The sequence below is a fragment of the Devosia sp. genome (assembly GCF_036563435.1).
In the GTDB taxonomy this organism is placed as follows: domain Bacteria; phylum Pseudomonadota; class Alphaproteobacteria; order Rhizobiales; family Devosiaceae; genus Devosia.
The window spans coordinates 335,107-355,828 of record NZ_DATCMJ010000014.1 but is presented as its reverse complement, the minus strand read 5'-3'; the positions used below and the strand labels follow the sequence as shown (position 1 = coordinate 355,828).

Here is a 20,722-nt window from a genome sequence, read left to right as displayed (position 1 = left end):
TGGGCTGGACTCTCCCCAGCTTTAGGCGCACAGAGACCGCCGCTTTCAACCCAAAGGCAATCAAACATGACGACTCACGTTTCCGACGCCAACTTCGGCGAGGAAGTCCTCAACTCCAAAGAGCCAGTCCTCGTGGACTTCTGGGCAGAGTGGTGCGGGCCATGCCGCGCGATCGCACCTGTGCTCGACGAGCTCTCGAGCGAACTGGCCGGCAAGGTCAAGATCGTCAAGCTCAACATCGACGAGAACCCCTCGACCACGGTCAAGTATGGCGTTCGCTCGATCCCGACCATGATCCTGTTCAAGGGCGGCGAAGCCGCCGACATGAAGATCGGCGCAGGCACTCCCAAGGCCGGCCTCACCAAATGGCTTGAAGGCCACGCCGCCTAGACGTCAAGTAGGCTCAGGAATTCAACACCGCCGGACGCTCCGGCGGTGTTTTGTTTAGGGCACTATCTCACCTCACCCATTGCGCGGCACCTCCCCTTTGACGGGGGAGGATGGGAGGCGGTGTTGAGAGCCCCCATATTGTGGCTAAACCTCCCCCACCCTTGATCCCTCCCCGCAAGGGGGAGGGTGTCGACTGAGGCGTTGCGGGTTCCTCGTCACAAACTTATCCCCGCCCCCTCCACCCCGGCGCATACTCCCCCCATCGACCCGGAATGCGAGCGGTGGTGCAGCGACCAGCAGCCAGGGAGACGCCGAACGAGGGGGGCAAGATCGTGGCCTTGCTCGCGCCGAGACATGGGCCGCTGACCCCGCGAGCGTTGGGGCGGCGCGAGTCCCGTGATCCGACGTAAAATCGGTGACCCCGAGGCGGCTGCCGTCTCACTACAAACAAACTCAGAGGCGGTTGCAGCCTCGGGGTCCGCTTCGTTGTTCCAACCGGTGGCCGCGGCCGCCGGCGCTTTGGCACGCCCTTGGCTGCAATTGCGCCACAGCTTTGCTACAAGAGCCAAAACAAGAAACGTTTCGGAGGACGCCTTTTGGCACAGATCGACCTTTCCGCCGCCCCCTTCCACCTCGATGACGCGGCAATTGCCTGGGTCGGGGAGACCCGCGATGCCCTCAGCCCGCGCGACAAGCTGGCGCAGCTTTTTGTGCTCCTGGCGCGCGGCACTCCGGAAGAGACGGCGGAAACGGTGCGCAGCTTCCGCCCTGGCGGCATTACCCGCGTCTATTCCGACGATCTCTTCACCGAGATCAACCTCGTGCGCGACATCGCGACCCTCAGTGCCATCCCGCTGCTGATCAGTGCCGATCTTGAAGGCAGCCGCATGAGCCTGCCCTTTGGCACCAGCGTGCCCAATCCGCTCGGCCTCGCCGCCGTCGATGACGTGGAGGCCACCACGGCCATCTCCACCATCATGGCGCGCGAAGCGGCTGCCGTGGGCCTCAACTGGAGCTTCACTCCCGTCATCGACCTCAACATCGCCTGGCGCTCGGCCATCGTGGGCACCCGTTCCTATGGCAGCGACATCGACAAGGTGGAGCGCCATGCCATGGCGCAGATCGCCGCGTTCCAGGACAATGGCGTCGCCGCCACGGTCAAGCACTGGCCCGGCGAAGGCTATGACGACCGGGACCAGCACCTCGTCACCACCGTCAATCCCCTCTCCATGGCGGAGTGGGAATCAACCTTCGGCCGCCTCTACCGCAAGGCCATTGCCAGCGGCGTCCTCAGCGTCATGTCCGCCCATATCGCGCTGCCGGCCTTCGCGCTGGCGCTTGATCCTGATGCCGGCGCCGAGGCCTATCGCCCCGCCTCCATCAGCCGCATCCTCAACCAGGATCTGCTGCGGCGCGAGCTGGGCTTCAATGGGCTCATCGTTTCCGATGCCACGCCCATGGCCGGGCTCAACGACTGGGGCACGCGCGACGAGGTGCTGCCCGAGATCATCATATCCGGCTGCGACGTCATCCTCTTTAGCGACGATCCCAATGGCGACCTGATGCGCCTGGTCAAGGCCGTGGCCGACGGACGCCTGTCGCAGCAGCGGGTGGACGACGCCGTGACGCGTGTGCTGGCCCTCAAGGCAGCGCTCGGCCTCCACAAGGACCGGCCGGAGCCAAGCCTCGACGCCGCAGCTCGGCTCGTTGCCAGCCAGGAAAGTGAACTGGTGGCGCGGCAGGTCAGCGCCCGCGTGCCCACCCTGGTCAAGGACGTGCGTAACATCCTGCCCCTTTCGCCAGACAAGACCAAGAGCGTTCTCGTCTATTCGGGTGGCGTCATCCTGCCCTTCGTGCCGCATCCCCTGCCGTTGAGCCTGCCGGACCACCTGGCGCGCGAAGGCTTCGAGGTCACGGTCTTTGCTCCTGGCATGGACATCAATCCGCGCGACTTCGACCTCGTGCTCTACCTTTTTGCCGAGGAAACGCTGCTGACGCGCAGCCGCATCTTCCTTGACTGGCACAAGCTTACCGGCTCGGTCTTTGGCGCCATGCAGCGCTTCTGGCACGACATGCCGGTGCTGATGCTCTCCTTGGGCTACCCCTACTACCTCCACGACGCCCCGCGCGTCCCTGCCTTAGTCAACGCCTATGGCTCGAGCGAAGCCATGCAGGCCGCCGTGCTCGAATGCCTCATGGGCCGCCAGCCCTTTTCAGGCACCAGCCCGGTCGACCCCTTCGTGGGGAGCGAACAGGGGAGATACTAGCCCCCACCCAACCTCCTCCTGAAGGGGGAGGAGCAGATCGTGCTTGCGGCACCACCGTCCCACACCCTCCGGTCGGTCCCTCCCCCTACCAGGGGGAGGTTAGGTGGGGATTTCGTCACTCAGGCAAGGTCCGGTTCCGCGCCAGCACATCCCCCGCCAGATAGAGCGAGCCACAGATCAGCACCCGCACATCCACGATTCCCGCCGCAGCCTTGAGCGCCGCCGCCACCGACCGCATCGGTCGCGCCTTGAAACCAACCTTCCTCGCCTCGGCGGCAATGAAATCGGCCTTGTGGGCATTGCTCTCGCCGGGAATGGTGACGGTGAACACCTGTTCCGCCATGCCGAAAAAGGGCGCCAGCACATCGGCCGGCGCCCGTGTGTTCATCATGCCCAGGATCAGCACCAGCGGCGCCGGACGCGCGCGGTCGAGCTCCCGCAGGGTCGCTGCCACGGCGGCAGCCCCATGGGCATTGTGGATGCCGTCCAGCCAGAGTTCAGCCCCCGGCTCCAGGAGGTCGCGGAGCGGGCCGGTCTGCAGCCGCGTCATCCGCGCCGGCCAGCTGACATGGCGCAGGCCGCGTGCGATCGCCTCCTCATTTACAGGCAGGCCGAAGTGCCGCGCGGCCGCAATGGCAAGCGCTGCATTGTCGAACTGGTGCACGCCCAAGAGCGCCGGCGGCGGCAGGTCAAGCAAGCCGTTCTCGTCCTGGTAGACCAGCCGCCCATCCTGGCTGGCGCCGTGGAAATCCTCCCCCTGCCACAGCGGTGCTATACCAAGCTTGCGTGCAGCACGCTCCAGCACCGGGCGGGCTTTATCGCGCTGCAAGCCGACCACGGCCTTGCTGCCGCGCTTGAAGATGCCGGCCTTGCTGACGGCAATCTCGGCCACGGTATTGCCGAGAAAGGCCTGATGGTCGAGGTCGATGGGGGTGATGATGGTACCGAGCGGGTGCTTGACCACATTGGTGGTGTCATAGGTGCCGCCCATCCCGGTTTCGAGCAGGAGGTAATCGGCTGCCGTTTCAGCGAACAGGAGGAAGGCAGTGACAGTGGTGATCTCGAAAAAGGTGATCGGCCGGCCCGCATTGGCCTGTTCGACCCGCTCCAGGGCCGCGTTCAGCCGCCGCGTGCCCACAAGCTTGCCGGCCAGCCTTATGCGCTCGTTGAAGCGCACCAGATGCGGGGAATTATAGACATGCACCCGCTTCCCCGCCGCCTCGAGAAAGGCGCGCAGATAGGCAATAGTCGAACCCTTGGCATTGGTGCCGGCGACATGGATCACCGGCGGCAGATGATCGTGCGGGTTGCCCAGCTGATCAAGGAGCGGCAGCATGCGATCGAGACTGAGATCGATCAGCTTGGGATGCAGCTGCGACAGCCGCTCGAGAATGGCATCGGTGCGCGACATGGCTCGGTCCGGTCAGGAGAAGCCACTGAGTTAGCGCCGAAGGGCGCAGGCTTCAATGGTCCACCCATCCGCCGCCCGTCACCCTCGGGCTCGACCCGAGGGCTCTATACTTGCCGAGGCTCGAATGAAGTGAAGTGCCCTCGGGTCAAGCCCGAGGTGACGGTGGTGGAAACGGTCAAAACTCTTCCCAATCCTTGTCCACGGCCGCCGCCGTGTTGCCGCGCCGCAGATATGTCACGGCCACGGACTTTAGCTTGTCCTGCATGCCGCGCACACCCTGCGCCGGCGCCGCCGCCGGCTTGGAGGCCGAGATTTTCGTAGGCGCGGCGTCGATGGTGAAGATCTCCACGATGCGGTCGAGTTCGCTGGCCTGCGCCTCGGTCTGTTCGATGGCGGCATTAGTTTCTTCCACCAGCGCGGCATTGTGCTGGGTCATCTCGTCCATCTGCCGCACGGCGACATTGACCTCGTCGATGCCGCTGGCTTGGGCGCGGCTATCCCGCGAAATCGCTTCGAGAGCCGCGGTGTTCTCGCGGATGGCATCGAGCATGCCGGTCAGCTTGGACGCGGCTTCGGCTACGAGCTTGCTGCCGCCCTTGACCTCGTTGGCCGACTGCTCGATCAGCACCTTGACGTCCGCCGATGCACTGGCTGCCGATTGCGCCAGGCGCCGCACTTCCACCGCGACCACGGCAAAGCCCTTGCCGGCATCGCCAGCACGCGCCGCTTCCACCGAGGCGTTGAGCGCAAGAAGATTGGTCTGGAAAGCGATGTCGTCGATCAGGCCGATGATGTTGGAAATCTTGCCCGAGGACGCGGTGATCCGGTCCATGGCGTCGGTTGCCTCGGCCATGACCTGGCCGCCTTGTTCCGCAGCTACCGAGACCGACTTGGCCTGGGCGCTGGCGACCTCGGCCTTGCGGGCATTGTCGAGCACGGTATTGGCCAACTTCTCCATCACCGCCGAGGTCTCCTCGATGGTTGCCGCCTGCCGCGTGGTGCGTTCGGATAGGTCATTGGCGCCCGAGAGGATCTCACCGGTCGCCGTCTTGAGCGCACCCGAGGTCGAGCGGAGCTGCCCCACGATCTCGTTGAGCTTTTCAGCCACGGCGTTGGTGTCGTCTTTGAGCCGGGCGAAAGCACCTTCATACTCGCCCCGCACCCGCTGCGTCAGGTTGGTATCGGCGAGCGCCGCCAGAACCGAACCAGTTTCGGAGAGGCCGCGGTCCACCGTCTCGACTAGGGAGTTGACCGAATGGGCCAGCGCATTGAGCTCGGCGTCAGGGAAGTGGGCATCGACGCGGCGGCTGAAGTCGCCGGCGATAGCGGCATCAACCACGTCGCCAAAGGCGCGCTGCAGCGATTCCATCATGCGGCTGCGTTCCGCCTGGTTGGCCAGAACCTGTGCCGCTTCGGCCTCGGTCATCTGCGCAATGCGCTGGGCGTTTTCGCGGAATACTTCCACGGCCCGGGCCATGGCGCCCACTTCGTCACTGCGGTCGGCGCCGCGCACGTCGACATCAAGGTCGCCCTGCGCCAGCGCCTCCATGGTGCCGGTGAGGCGCGTGATTGGCTTGGTGATGGAGCGCGAGATCAGCAGGCCCAGCGCGCCGACGACACCCAGAAGCACCGTTCCGATCACCAGCATCATGTTGCGCATGTTGACGACGGGCGCGAGTATCTCGTCGGTGCTCATCACCGTCACGGCCGCCCAATTCTGGCCGCGGGTGGTAATCGGCGCAGCCGCCACCAGCATGTCGGTTGCGCGATATTGGGTGGTTTCCCCCTTGGCCGCCGTGCCGGCCAGGGCAGCATCCAGCATGGGGCCGGCAAAGCTCGTCAGGAGAGCATCATTGTCCGCCGTGAAGGTCGAGTCAGTGCGCAGGAGCCCGTCTGGCCCGACAACCAGCACTTCGCCGGTTTCGCCGAGGCCGGTGCGGTTGCCCACCACCGCATCGAGCCGTTCGGACGGCAGCTGGATGGCGAGGACGCCGACCTTGCGGCCCTGTGCATTGAAAACCGGTTTGGCAAAGAAGCTCGCTGGCAATCCGCCTGCGCCGGCATATGCGGCGAAGTCGGCAAAGACAATATCGTCAGGGTTTTCGATGGCCACGGCCTGCCGGAAAACCTCACCCAAGCTCGATGTCGCTAGAGGCCCGCCTTCGGCAAAGCTCGTGCCGAAGTCCTCGGCCTTGTTGACCGAATAGACCATGAAGCCCTTGAGGTCGAAAAGGTAGAGATCGCGATAGCCCCGCGCCCCGATCTGCGCGCGATAACCCGGATGGAAGCGGGTATGTGTCACGTCATAGGTGCCAGTCGTGCCCAGCGTCGCCAGCGCGGCAAGATCGGTCTTGTCGGGATTGTCGTCGACATAGAGCTTACGCACTTCGGCCGTGGGGTCGACCTTGAAGCTCAGCCAGGCGCCGCCGAAGTCGCGCAACGCCTGCACGGTGGCTTCGGAACGGGACGTGGCGACAAGGTCGTCCTCCACTGCCTTGAGATAGGTCGAGACAGCGGCGGCCCGTTCGCTGGCCATGGTCATCAGGTTGGTTTCGGCGGCGCTACGAAGCGCCTGGCTGCCGATGAAGTAGCTTCCCAGCCCCACACCGACACTGACCAGCAAGGCCGAACCGAGCAAAGCCAGGGGCAGCTTGCGGGCGATCGGCATGGAAAACTTGAACATGGGGCTCACCTCGACACAGCAGGGCAGCCGGAATCACCGGCCACCTGCAACTGCCGCAAATTTAGGCGAGCTGTCCTTAAATGCGCGTAAAGACGCTACTCGGCATGCACGGCGGCGGGCGGCGAAACCAGATCGTCGGAGTCGTCGCCTTCGGCCGCCACCGCCGCATCCCGCAGGCTTGCCCGCGCGGCGATGGCCGGAGCGGTGCTGGTCAGCACATCCGAAGGCTCGGCCTTGGTCAGGATTGTGGCAAGCGAGCCAATGGTGGAGCGCAAGTTGTGGCGGTGCACGACCATGTCGACCATTCCATGCTCATAGAGATATTCAGAGCGCTGGAAGCCCTTGGGAAGCTTCTCGCGGATGGTCTGCTCGATGACGCGTGCGCCGGCAAAGCCGATCTGCGCACCGGGTTCTGCCAGATGCACATCACCCAGCATAGCGTAGGACGCCGTGACGCCGCCGGTCGTGGGATTGGTCAGCACGACGAAGAAGGGCAGGCCGGCCTCCCGCAGGCGCAGCACCGCGACAGTGGTGCGTGGCATCTGCATGAGGCTGAGGACCCCCTCCTGCATGCGCGCGCCGCCCGAGGCGACAAACAGCACGAAAGGCGTCTTGCGGTTGGCGGCCGTCTCGAGGCCGGTGATGATGCCCTGCCCTGCAGCCATGCCGAGCGAGCCGCCCATGAAGTCGAAGTCCTGAATGGCAACGGTGATGTCGCGCGCATAGAGCTTGCCGGTGGCAACGATCACGGAATCATCGAAGCCGGTCTTGGCACGGTTTTCGCGCAGGCGGTCGGGGTAGCGCTTCTGGTCACGGAACTTGAGCGGATCCACGGCCACCGGCGGCACTGGCACCAATTCATATTCGCCTTCGTCCAGAAAGGACTTCAAACGGTCGACCGGCTTGATCTTCATGTGGTAGCCCGAATTGGGCACCACCCACTGGTTGGCTTCGAGATCGCGATAGAACACCATCTCGCCCGATTCCGGATCCTTGACCCAAAGGTTCTCGGGCGTTTCGCGCTTCGTGTTGAGGAACGAGCGAATTTTGGGGCGGACGAAGTTATCGATCCAGTTCATAGCGAGCCTCGCGAGGGGACTGAGCGTCACCTAGTGGTCAATTGTGGCAATTCTTATCAGGCCCAACCGCTTGGGCAAAGGGACGCGGGGCAGTTATGCCCGCGCGCGTCGTACCCCACCAGCAAGGTCGGCCACCAGTTCGCGCACGGCGGCAACCGTGCGCTCAGTCGGTTTGTTGTCGACAAGCGTCTTGGCGATGGCATCGACCAAAACGGTTCCCACCACGATGCCATCCGCATGGCGGCCAATATCTGCAGCGTCCTCGGCGGTCTTGATGCCGAAGCCCACCGCCACCGGCAGGTCGGTGTGGGACTTGATGCGCTCGACTGCCTCGCCCACCGCCCCTCGCGACTTGATGGCAGCGCCGGTGACGCCGGTCATCGAGACGTAGTACACGAAGCCGGAGGTATTCTTGAGCACGGCCGGCAGCCGCCGGTCATCGGTGGTGGGTGTGGTCAGGCGAATGAAGTTGATGCCAGCGGCCAGCGCCGGAATGCAGAGTTCATCATCTTCCTCGGGCGGCAGGTCGACGACAATCAGCCCGTCGACACCCGCATCCTTGGCGGCAGCGATGAACTTGTCCACGCCGAAGATATAGATGGGATTGTAGTAGCCCATCAGCACGATGGGAGTGGTCTCGTCCTTGCGGCGGAAATCCTCCACCATGCCGAGCACGCCGCGCAGCGTCATGCCCCCGGCGAGTGCACGCTGCGCTCCGAGCTGAATGGCGACACCGTCGGCCATTGGATCGGAAAAAGGCATGCCGAACTCGATGATGTCGGACCCCGCCTGCGGCAGGGTCTCGAGGATCGCCTGGCTGGTGGCGAGATCGGGATCGCCCGCCATGACATAAGTGACGAGAGCCGGACGACCAGCAGCCTTGAGCTCGGCGAAACGCTTTTCAATACGCGACATGGTCTAGAGCAGTCCCAGATAGTTGCCGACGCTTTCCACGTCCTTGTCGCCGCGCCCGGACAGGCACAGCACGATCGACTGGTCCTTGCCCATGGTGGGCGCGACCTTCACCAGCTGCGCCAGGCCATGGGCGGATTCAAGGGCCGGGATGATGCCTTCCATGCGGGTGCAGAGCTGGAAGGCCTCCAGCGCCTCCTGGTCGGTGATGGGCGCATAGGTCACGCGCTTGCTGTCGTGGAGAAAGGCGTGTTCAGGGCCGACGCCGGGATAGTCGAGGCCGGCAGAGATGGAGTGACCCTCGAGAATCTGTCCATCGCGATCCTGCAGCAAATAGGTGCGATTGCCGTGCAAGACGCCCGGCCGCCCGCCCGTCATCGACGCGGCGTGGCCGTTTTCGGTGTCGATACCGTGCCCACCTGCCTCGGCACCATAGATGGCCACGTCAGGGTCATCGAGGAAGGCATGGAAGGTGCCGATGGCGTTGGAGCCGCCGCCCACACAGGCGACCACGGCGTCCGGAAGCTTTCCCTCGCTTTGGAGAAACTGTTCGCGCAATTCGGTGCCGATCACCGATTGGAAGTCGCGCACCATTTCCGGATAGGGATGCGGACCCGCGGCCGTGCCGATCAGGTAATAGGTCGAATCCACGTTGGTGACCCAGTCACGCAGCGCCTCGTTCATGGCATCCTTGAGCGTGCCGGCCCCGGCGGTGACCGGCCGCACTTCGGCCCCCAGCATCTTCATGCGAAGGACGTTCGGCTTTTGCCGTTCCACGTCGGTTGCGCCCATGAAGATGGTGCAAGGCAGGTCGAACTTGGCGCAAACGGTCGCCGTGGCGACGCCGTGCTGGCCCGCCCCGGTCTCGGCGATCACGCGCGTCTTGCCCATGCGCTTGGCGAGGAGGATCTGCCCCAGGCAATTGTTGATCTTGTGCGAGCCGGTATGGTTGAGCTCTTCGCGCTTGAACCATACCTTGGCCCCACCCAGGTGCTGGGTCAGCCGTTCGGCAAAGTAGAGTGGACTTGGGCGGCCGGTATAGTGGGTCGCCAGCGTCTTCAGTTCACCGAGATAGGCCGGATCAAGCTTAGCAGCGCGATATTCTCGCTCGAGATCGAGCACCAGGGGCATCAGGGTTTCGGCAACGAAACGGCCTCCATAGATGCCAAAGCGCCCCTCCTCGTCGGGACCATTGCGCAGGGAGTTGATGCCGGTGGTATCCATGGTTTGTCCTCTCACGAAGCCCAGGGGGAGGACCTCATCGGCCGCAGGAGACAGGCGAAGTCCACCCGGCTCCAGCGTCAGGTTTCAATAGGATGGGCGCAGGGTCGAAGGCAACTGCTAACCGGCAACCCTGGCATTGCGGATGAAGGCTTCGATCAGCCGCTTGTCCTTGACGCCCGGTGCCGTCTCCACGCCCGAAGAGACGTCGACGCCGAATGGCCGCACCGTCCGGATGGCTTCGGCCACCGTCTGCGGCGTCAGCCCGCCCGACAGCATGAAGGGAATGGAAGGATCGAGTCCCTTGAGCAGGTTCCAGTCGAAGGTATCGCCGAGACCGCCGGGGCGATCGGCCCCCTTGGGCGGCTTGGCGTCGAGCAGGATGCGGTCGGCGACTTCGGCAAAGGACTGGACATGCGCCACATCCTCGGCCGAGCCGATGGGCACAGCCTTGATGATTTCCACACCAGCCTCGGCACGGATGGTTTCCACCCGATGCGGCGATTCCGGTCCATGGAGCTGAATGAAGTCCGGCCCCAGCGCCGCCACTTCGGCAACGCAGCTATTGTCGGGATTAACCAGCAGGACGCAGGTTTCGACGCGGCCGCGCGCTGCGGAAATCAGCGTCGCGACATCTTCGATGCTGACATGACGTGGCGACCGCATGAAATGGACAAAGCCCACCATGTCGGCGCCAGCGTCAATGGCGACATCGAGCAGCTCGAGGGTCTTGATCCCGCAGATCTTGATCGTGACTGGTTCAACCATTTCGATGGCTCAGCGCAGCTCCAGCAGGTCGTCGACTTCGCCTTGCGAACCAGAGGCGACCTGGCTCTGGTTGCGGCGGAGGGCTTCCAGCTCCTTGTTGAGCTGAAAGGCTTCGCGGCGCCAATGCTTTTCGCCGCGGCGATGCCGCGCCTGCGAGAACCAGGTGGCGATGCCGCCCAGAAGCACCCCGATCAGCAAAACGGTGAACAGCACGACAAAGAGCGGCACGCCATAACCCGGCGTTGCCACCGCGTCGGATGCGGTAAAGGGATTGAAGTTGACCGCGACGAAATGCCGATTGGCCAGCGCGAAAAGGATCAGCCCCAGGCACAGCGGCACCAGCACCAGCCAACCGATGATTTTGTTGATCATGTGTCCAGCGCCTATGGAGCCCTTGCTCCGTTACGAGCGGTTGAGCCGCTCGCGAATTTCCTTGCCGGCCTTGAACTGCGGCACATACTTCTCGCCGACATCAACCTGCTCGCCCGTCCGCGGGTTCCGTCCGACACGCGCCGGGCGGTTCTTGACCGAAAAGGCGCCGAAACCGCGCAGTTCGACACGGTCACCGCGGGCCATGGCTTCCCCGATCTCGTCGAGGATGGCGTTGACGATATTTTCGATATCACGCTGGAACAGATGCGGATTTTCCGCCGCGAGTTTCTCGACGAGTTCCGACTTGATCATCCCCGGCTCCAGTTGCGGCACACCCAGCTCCCCCGATCAGGAGTGGGCGCCAACCTGCCAAAGCGAAACCAGCCCGTCAAGCGTGATAGGGCCCTCGGGCAGGCCGAGCATGGCCCGCGCCTGGCCACCCAGCAGCACGTCGAGGAGGCTGAAGCCCTGCTCGGGCTCGGGCCAGACGGTGGCTACCTCGAGATCGGCCGCCAACCCATGCTCCTGTGCCAGCCAATCCAGTGCCTCGCGCTCGCCGCCGATGGCGTCGATCAGACCTGCTTCCAGTGCTACGCGACCGCTGAGAATGCGGCCGTCGGCCAGGGCCAAGGCTGCCGGCCGATCGAGGCTCCGGCGTTCGGCAACGACATCGACGAACCACTGGAAACTATCGTCGACCAGGGCGGCAATGGAGGCGCGCGGCGCACCCTCGAGCGGCTCGTCGAAGTCAGGCTCGGCCTTGAGCGGGCCCGACGCGACCTTGTCGAGATCGACACCGATCGTGTCCAACAGCTTGCCGGCGTTCACATGCTGGTAGAGCACGCCGATGGAGCCCACGATGGAGAGGCGTCGGGCAAAGATGTGGTCGGTTGCAATGGCCGTCATATAGGCGGCAGAGGCCCCCACTTCCTTGATCACCGCCACAGTCGGCTTGGCGGCGCGCAGCTGGCCCAGCGCCTCGTAGAGCTCCTCGCCGCCCGCCGTCGTGCCTCCGGGCGAATTGATGGCGATGATGACGGCCTTGACGGTTTCGTCTTCGGCGAGGTCCGCCAGCATTTCCAGCCGGTCCGGGTCGGAGGCAATGGTGCCATCGATCACCACACGCGCGATATGGTCTCCCACAGTTTCCGGCAGGGCAAAGCGACCCAGCGCGAAAACAATGGCCAGCGCCAGGGCGACAAAGGCGGCCACGCGCCAGAGCCCGCGCGAACGGCGATAGCGCTCGGCAGCAATGCGGTCATGCGGCGAAACGGGATTGGCATTCTGGTCGGTCATGGCGGCCTCGCTGGGACGCGTTGCTTATCCCCAGCGCTGGCCGAAGCCGTCAAGCATCTCGTACCTAACCGAGGCTGCGCGACATCAGCCTCGCGGCCGGCTCGTAGCTTTCGAGTTTGTCGGCCAGTGCCGGTGCGACGACGGCCCGAAAGCCGTGCTTGTACCAGAAGGGAAGCGAGCCGTTCACCGCCACAAGACTCATCTGGCCGAAACCGGCAAGTCGTGCATGGCGCAGCATTTCGCCCACGATCATGGCCGCCGCCCCGGTGCCGCGCGCCCCGTTCACCAAGGCAAGGTCGTGGAGGTAGAACGTGTCTGCGGCCTCCGGCAGAGCACCAAGGAGGGCATTGAGGTTGGGCAATGTGCCGTCGCGCCATGGATGGGCGACCGCGTAACCTGCCGGCTGGCCGTTCATTTCGAGGAACCGTGCCCCCTCTGGGTAGAGCGCAAGGCGTTCGACGAATACCGCCAGATCTTCGGGAAAAGCCGGGTGCACGGCAGCAGCGATCGTCTCGACCGCCGGCAGGTCAAGCGTGGTCATGGCCCGCCAGTGCATGGTTTTTCTCATGTGGTTCTTGGACGGCAAAAGGCCCGCGCCACCAAGGCGCGGGCCAGACTAGTTTGGCGTCACCTATTACTTGGTTTCGCGGTCCTTGAGCGCTGCGCCCAGGATGTCGCCCAGCGATGCGCCCGAGTCGGACGAACCGTAGTTGGCAACAGCTTCCTTTTCCTCGGCGATTTCCAGCGCCTTGATCGAGAGCTGGATGCGCGAGGTCTTGCGATCGTACTGGGTCACACGTGCGTCGACCTTTTCGCCCTTGCTGAAGCGCTCGGGACGCTGGTCGTTGCGGTCACGCGACAGATCGGCGCGGCGGATGAAGGCCGTCATCTCGGTGTCGGCGATGCGGACTTCGATGCCCCCATCGTTGACTTCGATAACCGTGCCGGTCACGACGCCACCCTTGCGGATGCCGCCGGCATCGCCAGCGTCGCCCGAAGCAGACGAAGTGGTTTCGCCGGTCGCCAGCTGCTTGATGCCCAGCGAGATGCGTTCCTTTTCGACGTCAACGTCGAGGACCTTGGCCGTAACCATGTCACCGCGGTTGTAGTCTTCAAGGGCCACTTCGCCCGACTTCTGCCAGTCGAGGTCGGAGAGGTGAACCATGCCGTCCACATCGCCGTCGAGGCCGATGAACAGGCCGAATTCGGTCTTGTTCTTGACTTCGCCTTCGATAGTGGAGCCGACCGGGAACTTCTCGGCAAACGATTCCCACGGATTCGCCAGGGTCTGCTTGAGACCGAGCGAAATGCGGCGCTTGTCGGGATCGACTTCGAGCACGACCACTTCGACTTCCTGGGAGGTCGAGACGATCTTGCCGGGGTGCACGTTCTTCTTGGTCCAGCTCATTTCCGAGACGTGGATCAGGCCTTCGATGCCGGGCTCGAGCTCAACGAATGCACCGTAGTCGGTGATGTTGGTGACGCGGCCGGTGAACTTGGCTTCGATCGGGTACTTGGCTTCGATGCCATCCCACGGATCGGCCTGCAGCTGCTTCATGCCGAGCGAGATGCGGTGCGACTCGTGATTGATGCGAACGATCTGGACCTTGATGGTCTCGCCGATCGTGAGCACTTCCGACGGATGGTTGACGCGGCGCCAAGCAATGTCGGTGACGTGGAGCAGACCGTCGATGCCGCCGAGATCAACGAACGCACCGTAGTCGGTGATGTTCTTGACCACGCCGTCGACAACCTGGCCTTCTTCGAGCTGCTGGACGATTTCCGAACGCTGTTCGGCACGCGACTCTTCGAGGATGGCACGGCGCGACACGACGATATTGCCGCGACGCTTGTCCATCTTGAGAATCTGGAACGGCTGCAGCACGTTCATGAGCGGTGCGATATCGCGGATCGGGCGGATGTCCACCTGCGAGCGCGGCAGGAAGGCAATGGCGCCTTCGAGGTCGACGGTGAAACCACCCTTGACCTGGTTGAAGATGGTGCCTTCAACGCGCTCATTGTTGTTGTACATTTCTTCGAGCTTGACCCAGCTCTCTTCGCGGCGAGCCTTCTCGCGCGACAGAACGGCTTCGCCAGCGGCGTTTTCGACGCGGTCAACATAGACCTCAACGATCGAGCCGACCTGGATGGTGCCGTCACGGCCGGCCTGGCCGAATTCCTTGAGCGCGATGCGGCCTTCGGTCTTGAGACCGACGTCGATGATCGCGAGATCCTTTTCGATCGCAACGACGGTGCCCTTGACGACGGCGCCTTCCAAGGGCTCGTTATCAACGAAGCTGTCCATCAACAGCGATTCAAAGTCTTCTTTCGTCACAGTTTGCTGTGCCAAATATCTTCTCCGTTGCACCGGGGGCTTGAGGTTGAAGACCGGAAACCCGCCACTTCCCAAACGGAAATGCCGGCGCGCGAGCGCCCGATCGAAACGTTGATTTGGATATTTTGCCGCTGGCCTCGCCGTTGAACGCCGGGGCCGGGGCAGTCAAGGTTGGATTTGAGCTCTCAGAGCCCTGCCTTGCCTGCCATGGTCCCATCGACGATCGCGATGGCTGCGCGGAGTGCGGCCTCTATATCGAGAAGCGTGGTGTCGAGCAAGTGCGCGTCGTCCGCTTTATAGAAGCCGCCATGGGGATTGAGCATATCGCGCGCATCCCGCTCTTCTATCTGGTGATAAAGTGCATAGCGGTCAACCACCTGCCCCCGCGCCTCGAACTGGCGCGCCCGGCGCTCCATGCGGGCTTTGCTGTCGGCCTGGATGAAGAGCTTCACATCTGCTTCGGGCGCAATCTTGGTGCCGATGTCGCGCCCGTCGAGCACGGCGCCCCCGTCCTGGGTGGCAAATTCCCGCTGGTAGTCGAAAAGGGCCGAGCGCACCGGCCCGATCACCGCTACCTTGCTGGCAAGGCCGCCGATCTTAGCGGACTGGAGGAATTCGGGCTCGAGATCACTCTCGTCGAGCAACTGCGCGGCAGCAATGGCGCGCTGCTCGAATTCTGGATGATCCTCGTAGGCCTCAACGGCACGACCCACAGCGCGATAAAGCAGCCCGGTATCGAGATAGGGCAAGTTGTAGTGACGGGCCAGGCCTGATGCCAGCGTTCCCTTGCCCGAAGCTGCCGGACCGTCCACGGCGATGATCATAATCGTTTTGCCTTTACCGTTTCAAAGCGTGCACCGGCCGCCGTCATTCCCGCAACAAAGCCGGGGAAGCTTGCAGCAATGGGGCGGGTGTCATCTACCGTCACGCGCTGTTTGCTGGCCAGCCCCAGCACGAGGAAGCTCATGGCGATGCGGTGGTCCGAGCGGCTCTGCACCAGGCCGCCGCCGTCCACCCGTCCCTCGCCGCCACCGATGGTGAGCGTCGTGTCACCTTCGGCCACCGTAACCCGGTTTGCCGCCAGGCCTGCCGCCGTTGCCGCCAGGCGATCGCATTCCTGCAACCGCAGATCGGCCAACCCCTCGACCACGGTCGCGCCATGGGCGTAGGCGGCGGCCATGGCCAGGACCGGGATGTCGTCAAGCATGGCGGCCGCGTGTTCGGCACCGACGTGGATGCCCTTGAGCCGGGAGGAGCGGACCCTGAGGTCCGCAACCGGTTCACCGCCGATCTCGCGCTGGTTGGTAAACTGGATATCGCCGCCCATGTGCAGCAGCGTATCGATGAGCCCGGTGCGGCTGGGGTTGATCAGCACATTCTCGACCACAAGGTCGGAGCCGGGAACGGTCAGCGCACCGACAATAGCATAGCCGGCAGAGGACGGGTCCCCAGGCACAATAACGTGGTGTGGGCGCAATTCGGCCAGGCCGGAGATGGTGATCGTGCTGCCACCCCGCTCGTCTGGCACTGTCGAAATGGCAGCGCCGAAGTCGGCCAGCAGACGTTCCGTCGCATCGCTGGTGGCAACCGGCTCCACAATGGTGCTGGTGCCGGCGATCTGGGCCGCTGCCAGCAGCAGCGCGCCCTTGATCTGGTCGGAGGACGCGGCCATGACGTGATGAAACGGGCGGGGCAAGGCCGGTCCGCACCGTGTCACCGGTAAATGGCCGTCCTGCGTTTCCTCGCTGGCAAAGCCGATTGGCGCCAAGGCGTCGATCAGGGGGCGGAGCGGGCGCCGCGCCAGGGTTGGTCCGCCATCGAAGGTGACAGGAAAGTCGTATGGGGCAAGCATGCCGAGCAACAGGCGCAGGCCCGTACCGGAATTGCCGAGATGAAGTGGCGCCTGGGGCGGCAACAAGCCAAGCACACCCAGGCCGTGGACTTCACAGCGCGCACCTTCCGATTCGATGCGTACGCCGAGCTGGCGCAGTGCTGCAATGGTGGCCGCGACATCCTCGGCTTCGAGCAGACCTTCGATGGTTGTTTGTCCAACGGTCAATGCAGCAATGGCAAGGGCACGATGCGACGTGGCCTTGTCCCCCGGCGTGGGGAAGCGACCCGTGAGCGGCGCGGCGCCGCTGCTTGCCAATGGCACGGGATCGGAAGGGGTATCTGCCGCAGGCTGCTCCATCATGGGAGCCGCTGTAGCACGGCCTTCGGCCGCAATGCCATGGCGGCAGGCAACCGGGAGGCGGCTCTCCACATTTTCGGTTTGACAGGGGCCGGGTTTGTCCATAACCCGACTGACCGAACCGGGGTGCGCAAAGCCCCACAAAACCTTACGAGGAACATCGATGGCCAGTTCCGAACGCGGCACCAAACGTACCGATCCAGAGACGGGCAAGAAGTTCTACGACCTGAACCAGGACCCCATCGTCTCGCCCTATACCGGCAAGAGCTATCCGCGCTCCTATTTCGAGCAGGTGCTGGCCGGTAAGCCTTCCCCGGCGACGGCCCGCAAGGCGGATGCCGAGGATGACGAAGAGGAGATCGAAGACGAGGTCGAGGATGCAGCGGCACCCGAGATCGTGTCGCTCGAAGATGCCGACGCCGAAGAGGCCGGTGACGACGAAGACATTCCAGATGTCGAGGATGTCGAAGTCGATGAAGACCTCGGCGACGACGAGGCAGATGTGTTCCTCGAAGAGGACGAAGACGAGGACGACGAGCTCGGCTTCGATGTCGGCGGCGACGAAGATCGTTGATTTTGCTTGAACTTCTGTCCGGCTGAAGCATTCAGCCGGACAGACGAAAAAGTGTCATTTAGGCACTTGCGCCACGCGGAATCATCCAATAGGTTCCGCCTCGCTTCGGACGGGTAGCCCGCCGAACCACCCAATGGAATGGGGCCATAGCTCAGCTGGGAGAGCGCTTGCATGGCATGCAAGAGGTCAGCGGTTCGATCCCGCTTGGCTCCACCAATTCCTCTTCTGCGTCGTTGATCTTGGCAGCTTCCGGAGCGCCCCGGCATTAGCACTTTGGCTCGCCGGTGACGCCGATATGCTCACATCATGCTATCACGGTGCTAGCTGTTGCCGCCCTTGTCGCGCGCATTGTGCGTGTGGTGGCTGTCGCGCACCCCGCCGCCGCCCGAAACATCGGACTGCCGCCCATTGGTCGGTTGGCCGGGTTCAGGACCGCGCCCTTGCGTGGGATCGGGAAGATCAGGCCGCTGGTGGCTGCTTCCCGGACCGCCATGATGGCGATTGCTCGCTTCGGTCTTGTCTGAGGTCGACATGGATCACCTATCCTGCTGGTAGCCCTGGTGGGTCGTATTCTGCTTGGAATTGCCCTGACGGCCCTGCTGCGCCAGGTTGCGCTCGCCGCCATGGACGGCGCCGGTATTGGCCGCGTTTGGGTCGAGAGATGCCGTATCGCCCGGTCCCTTGGTGCTGCGATTCTGTGGCGGAATGGGAGGAAGATGCTTGGTCATGAGTGATCTCCTTTACCCCGAACCAACCCCTGCCTTCGCCCAGCGTTCCCCTTCACCCTGCAGGGTTAACTCAAGCCAAACCATGGACGCCGCTTGTGTTCCGGCAAAAGGCCGCTAGGGTCCCTGAACCGACTTGCCGCAGTTCCAAGGTCCAGTGACACCCGTTGAATCCAGCATAGAAGCGATCGGGCACGCCGTGCGCCAGAGCGAGGGCATGACTGCAGGAGGACTGGTTGCCCTTTTGGGTGCCGCCTCCTATCCGCTGGTGATCCTGGTCCTCAGCGTGCTCAACATGATCCCCGGTCCACCGGGCTATGGCGGAACCATTGCGCTCACCATAATCAGCGTCACCATCGCCACGCTCATCGGCCGGCCCTTGCGCCTGGGCGGCTGGATCGGGCGGCGCGTCCTGTCCCGCCGGCTCCTTGATCGGATGCTGCGGCAGATGCAGTGGTTTGCGTCGCTGATTGGCAAGGTGTCGCGGCCGCGCCTGCAGGTGCTGGCCGGCCCGCATATGCAGTTGCCGACCGCAATCTTTATCCTTTTGGTCAGCCTGCCCATGGTGCTGCCCATCCCCTTCATCAATGCCGTGCCCAATACGGGCATTGCGGTGATCTGCGTCTCGCGCATCAATCACGACGGCTTGGGCGTGCTTCTGGGGGCACTTATTTCGCTTGTCGGCCTGGCCATTGCGGGAGGGGCCATCTGGGCCGCGATGATGCTGGCAAGCTCCATGCTCCGATGACCGCGCGCACCCCGCTTCACACCCTGGTCTGGCGCCAGCTCGATCGCCTGTCGACCGGCGGGTGGCTCCTTGGCCTGTTGTTCTTTGCCCTTTCGCTGACGCCGTCGCTGATCCCACGCCATTTCACGACGCAAGGCATCTTGTGCGGCTGCGCCTTTGCGGCCGGCTATGGCATTGGCGTCTTTCTCGAGTGGCTATGGGATTACCTCGAACTTGCCTGGCCCAATCCGAACCTTGCCAAATGGATCGGTCGCCTCACAGTGCTGGCCTGCCTCGTCATGGCCGTGGCCTTTTTGTGGTTTTCGACGGGATGGCAAAATTCCATTCGCGTGGGCATGGGCGCCCCGCCCGTGGAAGCGCGGCAGCCCTGGTTTGTTGCGGCCATTGCGGTGTTGCCGGCAAGCATCCTGATCGGCCTGGGCACGCTGATCGTCCGCGGCGTCCTCGTGGTCTCGGCCTGGCTGCGGCGGATCATCCCGCGCCGCGTGGCCTTCGTGGGCGCCATTCTTGCGGTGGGCATCCTGGCCTCCACCATTGCCGAAGGCGTGGTGGCGCGCGGGCTGCTGTTTGCCGCCGACCGCTTCTACGGCAACCTGGATCGCCTGGCCGGCAGCTACGAGGAGGCGCCGATCGATCCCTGGCGCTCGGGCAGTGCGGCATCGTTGATCGATTGGGACACGATCGGCCTCGATGCCCGCATCTATGTGCAGTCCGGCCCGACTGCTGCCGAAATCGCCGAAATGACCGGGCGGCCTGCAATGGAGCCGCTGCGGGTCTATGTCGGGCTCCGCTCCGCCGAGACCGCCGCCGACCGCGCTGCCTTGGCCTTGGCCGAGATGGACCGCGTCGGCGCCTTCGAGCGCTCCGTCCTCGTCCTGGTCATGCCGGTGGGCACCGGCTGGGTTGAGCCGGCCGCCATCGATACGCTGGAGTTCCTGCATGGCGGCGACGTGGCCAGCGTTGCCGTGCAGTATTCTTACCTGACCAGCTGGCTGTCGCTGGTGTCGGAGCCCAATGTGGGGGTGGAGACGGGGCGGGCGCTGTTCCAGACGGTCTATGAGCGCTGGACCAGCATGCCGCATGACCAGCGGCCGCAACTCTACCTTCATGGCCTAAGCCTGGGCGCCTATAGCTCGGCCGCTTCGAGCTCACCCTATGACATCCTGGCCGATCCGTTCCAGGGGGCGCTGTTCGTGGGCACGCCCTTTGCCAGCGCCACCTGGCGGAGCGTCACCGAAAGCCGCGATCCGGCCTCGCCCTGGTGGCGGCCCGAGATCGGCGATGGCACGGTGGTCCGTTTTTCCAACGGCCATGGCGACATGGTGGCCAACCGCAAAGCGTGGGGGCCGCTGCGGACCCTCTTTCTCCAATATCCGACCGATCCCATCGTGTTCTTCGAGCCCTCCGTACTCTATCAGGAGCCACCGTGGCTGAACGGATCACGGGCCGAGGGCATATCGCCCTTGCTCGACTGGTATCCGGTAGTGACTTTTCTCCAGCTGGCGCTGGACATGGCCCTGGCGCAGACCTCTCCCATCGGTTTCGGCCACGTCTATGCACCTCAGGACTACCTCGACGCATGGGTGCAGATCACCGGCAGCGGCGACCTTGGCGAGGCCGAACTGGATCAGCTGCGAAGCCGGTTGACCCGCCATGGCGACCGCAGCCTGATCGAGGGCGGCTGGTTCCGTCTGCCCAAGCCCGATTGACGCTGCCGCAGGTGCTGCCCATGCTGCCGCGGCTCCAGATT

20 protein-coding genes and 1 tRNA gene are annotated in these 20,722 nt (G+C 63.9%); 6 read left to right on the top strand and 15 right to left on the bottom strand.

Annotated features, from left to right (window positions below; genetic code table 11):
* Positions 1–66: 66 nt before the first annotated feature.
* A complete protein-coding gene (gene trxA / locus VIL88_RS10020; RefSeq protein ID WP_035099248.1) occupies positions 67–390 on the top strand; it encodes a thioredoxin in 324 nt (107 codons plus the stop codon).
* Between the two features lie 596 nt (positions 391–986).
* The gene (locus tag VIL88_RS10015) at positions 987–2,657 is read left to right on the top strand and encodes a glycoside hydrolase family 3 protein (RefSeq protein WP_331988317.1); all 1,671 of its coding nucleotides are present in this window, start codon (positions 987–989) and stop codon (positions 2,655–2,657) included.
* A gap of 115 nt (positions 2,658–2,772) precedes the next feature.
* Here VIL88_RS10015 and VIL88_RS10010 read toward each other — a convergent pair whose 3' ends face one another.
* From VIL88_RS10010 to aroA, 13 genes are all read right to left on the bottom strand, one after another.
* Positions 2,773–4,068 (bottom strand): folylpolyglutamate synthase/dihydrofolate synthase family protein, encoded by a 1,296-nt coding sequence (locus VIL88_RS10010; protein ID WP_331988316.1) that lies wholly within the window; start codon positions 4,066–4,068, stop codon positions 2,773–2,775.
* Between the two features lie 175 nt (positions 4,069–4,243).
* On the bottom strand, positions 4,244–6,751 hold the full coding sequence (locus VIL88_RS10005) for a methyl-accepting chemotaxis protein (RefSeq protein ID WP_331988315.1): 2,508 nt from the start codon (positions 6,749–6,751) through the stop codon (positions 4,244–4,246).
* A 95-nt stretch (positions 6,752–6,846) separates the two neighbouring features.
* Entirely contained in the window at positions 6,847–7,830 is a 984-nt protein-coding gene (accD, locus tag VIL88_RS10000; protein ID WP_331988314.1) for an acetyl-CoA carboxylase, carboxyltransferase subunit beta, read from the bottom strand.
* 93 nt (positions 7,831–7,923) lie between these two features.
* The gene (gene trpA, locus VIL88_RS09995; RefSeq protein ID WP_331988312.1) at positions 7,924–8,745 is read right to left on the bottom strand and encodes a tryptophan synthase subunit alpha; all 822 of its coding nucleotides are present in this window, start codon (positions 8,743–8,745) and stop codon (positions 7,924–7,926) included.
* 3 nt (positions 8,746–8,748) lie between these two features.
* On the bottom strand, positions 8,749–9,966 hold the full coding sequence (trpB, locus tag VIL88_RS09990; protein WP_331988310.1) for a tryptophan synthase subunit beta: 1,218 nt from the start codon (positions 9,964–9,966) through the stop codon (positions 8,749–8,751).
* Positions 9,967–10,083: 117 nt separating this feature from the next.
* Entirely contained in the window at positions 10,084–10,731 is a 648-nt protein-coding gene (locus VIL88_RS09985; RefSeq protein WP_331988308.1) for a phosphoribosylanthranilate isomerase, read from the bottom strand.
* Positions 10,732–10,740: 9 nt separating this feature from the next.
* Positions 10,741–11,103: a LapA family protein gene (locus VIL88_RS09980; protein ID WP_331988306.1), complete on the bottom strand. Its 363-nt coding sequence runs from the start codon at positions 11,101–11,103 to the stop codon at positions 10,741–10,743.
* Positions 11,104–11,133: 30 nt separating this feature from the next.
* Positions 11,134–11,415: an integration host factor subunit beta gene (locus VIL88_RS09975; protein ID WP_331988304.1), complete on the bottom strand. Its 282-nt coding sequence runs from the start codon at positions 11,413–11,415 to the stop codon at positions 11,134–11,136.
* Positions 11,416–11,451: 36 nt separating this feature from the next.
* Positions 11,452–12,399 carry a signal peptide peptidase SppA gene (gene sppA, locus VIL88_RS09970; RefSeq protein ID WP_331988302.1) on the bottom strand — a complete coding sequence of 316 codons (948 nt, stop codon included), beginning with the start codon at positions 12,397–12,399 and terminating at the stop codon, positions 11,452–11,454.
* 64 nt (positions 12,400–12,463) lie between these two features.
* Complete coding sequence (locus tag VIL88_RS09965) at positions 12,464–12,955, bottom strand: GNAT family N-acetyltransferase (RefSeq protein WP_331988300.1); 492 nt, start codon at positions 12,953–12,955, stop codon at positions 12,464–12,466.
* A gap of 78 nt (positions 12,956–13,033) precedes the next feature.
* Positions 13,034–14,749, bottom strand: a complete 1,716-nt coding sequence (gene rpsA, locus VIL88_RS09960) for a 30S ribosomal protein S1 (protein ID WP_331988298.1) — start codon at positions 14,747–14,749, stop codon at positions 13,034–13,036.
* A gap of 170 nt (positions 14,750–14,919) precedes the next feature.
* Complete coding sequence (locus tag VIL88_RS09955; RefSeq protein ID WP_331988296.1) at positions 14,920–15,558, bottom strand: (d)CMP kinase; 639 nt, start codon at positions 15,556–15,558, stop codon at positions 14,920–14,922.
* Positions 15,555–16,928 carry a 3-phosphoshikimate 1-carboxyvinyltransferase gene (gene aroA / locus VIL88_RS09950; RefSeq protein WP_331988294.1) on the bottom strand — a complete coding sequence of 458 codons (1,374 nt, stop codon included), beginning with the start codon at positions 16,926–16,928 and terminating at the stop codon, positions 15,555–15,557. Before aroA ends, VIL88_RS09955 begins: the two co-directional genes overlap by 4 nt.
* A 160-nt stretch (positions 16,929–17,088) precedes the next feature.
* On the opposite strand from aroA, the gene VIL88_RS09945 reads away from it, so the two are divergent.
* Both VIL88_RS09945 and VIL88_RS09940 read left to right on the top strand, forming a co-directional pair.
* Positions 17,089–17,499: a TIGR02300 family protein gene (locus tag VIL88_RS09945; RefSeq protein ID WP_331988292.1), complete on the top strand. Its 411-nt coding sequence runs from the start codon at positions 17,089–17,091 to the stop codon at positions 17,497–17,499.
* 140 nt (positions 17,500–17,639) lie between these two features.
* Positions 17,640–17,715, top strand: a tRNA-Ala gene (locus VIL88_RS09940).
* Positions 17,716–17,819: 104 nt separating this feature from the next.
* On the opposite strand, the gene VIL88_RS09935 is transcribed toward VIL88_RS09940, so the two are convergent.
* Both VIL88_RS09935 and VIL88_RS09930 read right to left on the bottom strand, forming a co-directional pair.
* Positions 17,820–18,032 carry a hypothetical protein gene (locus VIL88_RS09935; protein ID WP_331988290.1) on the bottom strand — a complete coding sequence of 71 codons (213 nt, stop codon included), beginning with the start codon at positions 18,030–18,032 and terminating at the stop codon, positions 17,820–17,822.
* A gap of 3 nt (positions 18,033–18,035) precedes the next feature.
* A complete protein-coding gene (locus VIL88_RS09930) occupies positions 18,036–18,227 on the bottom strand; it encodes a hypothetical protein (protein ID WP_331988288.1) in 192 nt (63 codons plus the stop codon).
* A gap of 154 nt (positions 18,228–18,381) precedes the next feature.
* Between VIL88_RS09930 and VIL88_RS09925 the strand changes: the two genes are divergently transcribed.
* Together VIL88_RS09925 and VIL88_RS09920 are read left to right on the top strand one after the other, a co-directional pair.
* On the top strand, positions 18,382–18,972 hold the full coding sequence (locus VIL88_RS09925; RefSeq protein WP_414650124.1) for an exopolysaccharide biosynthesis protein: 591 nt from the start codon (positions 18,382–18,384) through the stop codon (positions 18,970–18,972).
* Complete coding sequence (locus VIL88_RS09920; protein WP_331988284.1) at positions 18,969–20,681, top strand: alpha/beta hydrolase; 1,713 nt, start codon at positions 18,969–18,971, stop codon at positions 20,679–20,681. Before VIL88_RS09925 ends, VIL88_RS09920 begins: the two co-directional genes overlap by 4 nt.
* Positions 20,682–20,722 lie beyond the last annotated feature (41 nt).